This window comes from Paraburkholderia sp. (assembly GCF_035656215.1).
Lineage (GTDB): Bacteria > Pseudomonadota > Gammaproteobacteria > Burkholderiales > Burkholderiaceae > Paraburkholderia.
Map to the genome: position 1 here is coordinate 1 of NZ_DASRSY010000398.1, position 6,349 is coordinate 6,349.

At 63.3% G+C, this 6,349-nt stretch carries 2 protein-coding genes; one reads left to right on the plus strand and one right to left on the minus strand.

The genetic code is table 11. From position 1 onward, the window contains the following. Positions 1–165 precede the first annotated feature (165 nt). A complete protein-coding gene (uvrA, locus tag VFE81_RS23165) occupies positions 166–6,057 on the plus strand; it encodes an excinuclease ABC subunit UvrA (RefSeq protein ID WP_325046824.1) in 5,892 nt (1,963 codons plus the stop codon). Between the two features lie 160 nt (positions 6,058–6,217). Here uvrA and VFE81_RS23170 read toward each other — a convergent pair. Beyond that, positions 6,218–6,349, minus strand: a 132-nt coding sequence (locus VFE81_RS23170; RefSeq protein ID WP_325045775.1) for an IS4 family transposase, incomplete at its 5' end; no start/stop codon positions are given.

A 6,349-nucleotide genomic window follows, 5' to 3' on the forward strand; every position in this document is an offset into this window, starting at 1 on the left:
CAGTTGTGATAGCGACTTTGCAGGTCGCACCTGTATAAATATACAGTATAGTATCCCCTTGCAACCCGGCCTTTGGCGTGTCCTTCCGCTAGCCGGGTGTCCCGAACTTGCGCGGTCGCGAGGCGTCCGTGAGAGGTGCTCCACTCATTCAGACGGTCGGAAAAATTGGCATCTAACGGAATTATCCGCATTCGCGGCGCGCGCCAGCACAACCTGAAGAACATCGATCTCGACGTACGAACCGGCGAAATGACGGTCGTTACCGGTCCATCCGGTTCCGGCAAATCGAGCCTCGTGTTCGACACGTTGTACGCGGAAGGGCAGCGGCGCTACGTCGAAACCTTCAGCGCTTACGCCCGGCAGTTTCTCGACCGCATGGACCGGCCACAAGTCGACCGGGTCGACGGGGTGCCGCCCGCCATCGCGATCGACCAGACCAACCCGGTGCGCAGTTCGCGCTCCACCGTCGGCACCATGACGGAACTCAACGATCACCTGAAGTTGCTCTACGCTCGCGCGGCCGAACTGTTCGATCGCAAGAGCGCGCTGCAGGTGCGCCATGACACGCCTGAAACGATCTACGCCGAGCTGCTCCAGCGCACTGCGGAACACGATCCGCGGCTGGTCGTCACGTTTCCGGTCGAGTTACCGGAAACGGCGTCGGAGCAGGAAGTCGAGCAATGGCTCTCCGCGAGCGGTTACACGCGTGTGCAGGCGCAGCGCGAGGTCGATTCGCCCACCGGCAGGCGCAAGCTGCTCGACGTGGTGGCCGACCGCTTCCGCTTGACCTCGGTCGACAAGCAACGCGTGGTCGAGGCCATCGAGGCGTCGCTCAAGCGCGGCGGCGGCCGCGTCAACATCTACGTGCTGCCTGCCGCGCCAGAGGCACCGGAGGCCAAAGAAGCCGAGCCGCAAATCTGGCGTTTCTCCACCGGTCTGCACAGTCCCGAGAGCGATCTGCGCTATGCGGATCCGCAGCCGGCGCTGTTCTCGTTCAATTCGGCTTACGGCGCATGCGAAGTCTGTCGCGGTTTCGGCCGCGTGATCGGCGTCGATCTCGGCCTGGTCATTCCCGACGCGCGCAAGACGCTGCGCGACGGCGCGATCAAGCCGATGCAAACACCGGCCTGGAAAGAGTGCCAGGACGACCTGATGCGCTATGCGGCGAAAGCCGACATCCGCCGCGGCACGCCTTGGGGCGAGCTGACGGACGCCGAGCGCGACTGGGTCATCAACGGTTCGCCGGATTGGAACGGCAAGTGGCAAAGTCATTGGTACGGCGTCAAACGCTTCTTCGAGTATCTCGAATCGAAAGCGTACAAGATGCACATCCGCGTGCTGCTGTCGAAGTACCGCAGCTATACGCCGTGCGAGACCTGTGGCGGTGCGCGTCTGAAAACGGAATCGCTGTTATGGCGCCTCGGCAGTAAAGCGAATGCGGACGAGGGGCTGGCGCCCGAAAAGCGCTTCATGCCGCGCGGCGTCGACTGGACGCGTGCGCAACTGGAGTCTTTGCCGGGTCTGACTGTGCACGACCTGATGCTGATGCCGATCGAGCGCATCCGGCGTTTCTTCGACGAGATCAGCCTGCCGAGCGCACTGCTCGACGACGCGCTCAAGCTGTTGCTGGCCGAAGTGCGTACGCGTCTCAAATATCTCTGCGACGTCGGCCTCGGATATCTGACACTCGACCGGCAAAGCCGCACGCTGTCGGGCGGCGAGGTGCAGCGGATCAACCTGACCACGGCGCTCGGCACGTCGCTGACCAAAACGCTGTTCGTGCTGGACGAGCCGAGCATCGGCCTGCATCCGCGCGATCTGAACCGGATTGTCGAGGCGATGCATCGGCTGCGCGATGCGGGCAATACGCTGGTGGTGGTCGAACACGATCCTTCGGTGATGCTCGCGGCGGATCGTCTGATCGACATGGGCCCGGGGCCAGGCGAGCGCGGCGGCTCGATCATTTACGACGGCGCGCCGGAGGCGATCCGCTCATCTGGCACGCTGACCGGTGAGTATCTGGGCGGTGGCCGGCACGTGGCAGACGCGGCGCACTGGTCAAAGCGTCCGGTGAATGACAGCACGCCGCGCATTGTGCTCGAAGGCGCGACCGAACATAATCTGCGCGACGTCACTGTCGAGATTCCGTTGCAGCGGCTCGTCTGCGTGACAGGCGTGTCGGGCTCCGGCAAGTCCACCTTGTTACAGGACGTTTTGCACCCGGCCATGGCGCGGCACTTCGGCCTCGCCACCGAATCGCCCGGCGCATTCAGGAGCCTGACGGGCGCCGACCAGGTCACGGACGTGGTATTCGTCGACCAGTCTCCGATCGGCAAGACCGCGCGGTCGAATCCGGCCAGCTACGTCGGCGCGTTCGACGAGATCCGCAAGCTCTTCGCCAAGGCGCCGCTCGCGCAGCAACGCGGTTACGGACCTGGCATGTTCAGTTTCAACTCGGGCGACGGGCGCTGCCCGACCTGCGGCGGTTCGGGATTCGAGCACATCGAAATGCAGTTCCTGAGCGACGTCTACCTACGCTGCCCGGATTGCGATGGGCGCCGTTATCGTGCAGAACTGCTCGAAGTGAAAATCGAGCGCGGCGAGCCGGCGCGTGCTTTGAGCATTGCCGACGTGCTGGAATTGACGGTGAGCGAAGCTACTGCCTATTTCTCGAAGGATGCCGAAGTATTGCGCGTGCTGCAGCCGATCGTCGACGTGGGTCTCGAATACGTGAAGCTGGGCCAGCCGGTGCCCACGTTATCCGGCGGCGAAGCGCAGCGGCTCAAGCTCGCCGGCTTCCTCGCGGAATCGGCGCAGGCGCGCACGGCGCGTAGCGCGAAGCAGCCGGTCGCCAAGCGCCTGTTCATGTTCGACGAGCCGACCACCGGCCTGCATTTCGACGATATCGCCAAGCTGATGCAGGCGTTCGGCAAACTGCTGGCGGGCGGACATTCGCTGATCGTGATCGAACACAATCTCGACGTGATCCGCGCGGCCGACTGGCTGATCGACCTCGGTCCCGAAGGTGGTGATGGCGGCGGCAGGGTGCTATGCGCGGGCACGCCGGAAGACGTCAAGCTTTGTCTGGAATCGCATACTGGCGAGGCGCTGCTGCAATACGACCGCGCGATGAACGCAGCGGCCGAACCGGCGGCGCAGGGCATTCCGTTGCAAAAGGCGCTGAGCGCGGCGCGGGCCCGGCGGGCGATCGAAGGCGAGGACGTGGTGCGCATCGTCAATGCGCGCGAGCACAATCTGAAATCGCTGGACGTGGATATTCCGCACGGCAAATTCAACGTGATTACCGGCGTATCCGGTTCGGGCAAGTCCACGCTGGCCTTCGATATTCTGTTCCACGAAGGGCAGCGCCGTTACCTCGAATCGCTGAACGCGTACGCACGCTCCATCGTGCAGCCGGCCGGGCGGCCTGAGGTCGACGCGGTATATGGCATTCCGCCCACCGTTGCGATCGAGCAGCGTTTGTCGCGCGGCGGCCGCAAGAGTACCGTGGCGACTACGTCCGAAGTGTGGCACTTCCTGCGTCTGCTGTATGTGAAGCTTGGTCTGCAACATTGCATCCACGACGGCACGCCGGTCACGTCGCAAAGCATCGAATCGATTGCAGCGCAATTGCTGCGCGATCACAAAGGGCAGCACGTTGGCTTCCTCGCGCCGCTGGTCGTGAACCGCAAGGGCGTCTATACCGATCTCGCGAAGTGGGCGAAAGCGCGTGGCAATACGCATCTGCGTGTGGACGGCGAGTTCGTGCCGGTGGACCCGTGGCCCAAGCTCGATCGTTTCCGTGAGCACACCATCGAATTGCCGGTGACCGACCTTGTCGTGTCGCCGGACAACGAAACGGAACTGCGCCAGGCGCTCGACCAGACGCTGGAAATCGGCAAGGGCGTCATGCATCTGTTGGCACCGCTCGACGGTTTGCACGCCGCTATCAGCGGTGGCCGTCCCACGGCGAAACTTGGTACGGTGAAAGTACTGTCCACCAAGCGTGCCTGTCCGGTATGCGGCACGAGCTATCCCGAACTCGACCCGCGCATGTTCTCGTACAACAGCAAGCATGGCTGGTGTACCACGTGCGTCGGCACGGGTCTCGCATTGACACGCGAACAACGCGCGGCATACGACGACACCGTGATTGTCGACGACAACCGAGGTCGTGAGCAGAGCTTGCCTTCCGAGGAGCAGGAACCGGAAGGTCTCGTCGACGAACCGTGCGCGGATTGCGCCGGTACGCGTCTAAACCCAATCGCGCGCGCCGTTACGTTTGGCGAGCAGGCCATCGTCGATGTTGCGCAATGGACAGTCTCCGACACGCGCGCATGGATCGACACGTTGGAGATGAGCGGGCGCGACGCGGAAATCGCGCGCGACGTGGTCAGCGAAATTGGCAGCCGCCTGCAATTTCTGGAAGAAGTCGGGCTCGGTTATCTGAGTCTCGATCGCGCCGCGCCGAGCCTGTCGGGCGGCGAAGCGCAGCGCATCCGGCTCGCCGCGCAACTGGGCAGCAACCTGCAGGGCGTGTGCTACGTGCTGGACGAGCCGACCATCGGCCTGCATCCGCGCGACAATCAGATTCTCCTCAATGCCTTGCGCAAGCTGGGAGAGAAGGGCAATACGCTGGTCGTCGTCGAGCATGACGAAGACACGATTCGGCGTGCCGATCACATCATCGATATCGGGCCCGGGGCGGGAAAGCGTGGCGGCACGCTGGTCGCGCAGGGCAGCGTGGCCGATCTGTCGGCGCAGCCCGATTCACTGACCGGGCAGTTTCTCGCCCATCCGATCGTGCATCCGTTGCAGCCGCGCCGCGAAGTAGTTGCGCCGACCAAACGTGCCGCTGCGGTGCCGGAGAACTGGCTGACGGTGCATGGCGGCAAGCTCCACAACCTGCAAAACGTTACCGTCGGCATTCCGCTTTCACGGCTGGTGGCGGTGACGGGCGTGAGCGGGTCGGGTAAATCGACGCTCGCCCGCGACGTGCTAATGGCCAATTTGCTAGATGCTGTGGGGCGCTCGGTGCTGTCGTCGCCGGCCACGCGGCGTGCGCGTGCAGCGGCTGAGACCCAGCCGGCGGCGAACCGTCGTTCGAGTGTATTGGCGCGTACGGCGCCGCGTGCGCCGCTGAACGTCACGCATTCATGGCAAGGATGCGATGCGATCACAGGCTGGGAAACCATCGACCGTGTGCTTGAAGTCGATCAGACACCGATCGGCAAAACACCGCGTTCGTGTCCGGCAACCTACATCGGCGTGTGGGACGCGATCCGCAAGCTGTTCGCCGGCACGCTCGAAGCGCGTGCGCGCGGCTACACGGCATCGCGTTTCTCGTTCAACACCGGCGAGGGCCGTTGCCCTGCTTGTGAAGGGCAGGGTGTGCGGACCATCGGCATGAGCTTCCTGCCCGACGTGAAGGTGCCGTGTGACGTTTGCCACGGGCAACGCTTCAACCCCGAGACGCTGGCGGTTACGTGGCGCGGCAAGAATATCGGCGACGTGCTGACCATGGAAATCGACGAAGCCGTCGAGTTCTTCGCGCCGATTTCGAACATCGCTCATCCATTGCAATTGATGAAAGATGTCGGGCTCGGTTATCTGACGCTTGGGCAACCGTCGCCTACGTTGTCGGGCGGCGAAGCGCAGCGCATCAAGCTCGTCACAGAGCTGAGCAAGGTGCGTGACGACATCACGCGCCGTGGTCAGAAGCCGCCTCACACGTTGTATGTGCTGGACGAACCGACTGTCGGCCTGCACATGGCAGACGTCGCGAAGCTGATTCGCGTGCTGCATCGTCTCGCGGACGGTGGTCATAGCGTGGTCGTCATCGAGCACGATCTCGACGTGATTGCCGAAGCGGACTGGATCATCGATCTCGGTCCGGAGGGCGGTGTGGGTGGCGGCACAATTGTCGCTGCTACGGATCCCGAAGGACTGTCTCGGGTCGCCGCCAGCCACACAGGTGCGGCGCTGCGCTCCGTGCTCGCGCGAACGCGAACGCAGAACGACACGGCGGTGGTCGCGAGCGAAGGAACTAACGGTTGAGGCAGTGGAGCGGCGCAACGGACTTTGCGCCGCTCCACGCTGGTCACTCAGTCTGATGATTCGTACGCGCCCAGATTACCCGCGGCCAACATCCGCTTGAATGCTCCTTCCAGCTCTCACGGTAGGCAAATTATGGCGCGGCCTCTCTTAACCCATGTCGTTATACAGAAATGTCGGCATCACCGTCATCGCGCAATAAGCGTATGGTTTCCGCGGCGATATGAACTTTTGTGAGCCCCTTCCAGATTGTCTCCGCGCCGGGTTCGCCATCGCCCTTGCGAGCGAGGAAACC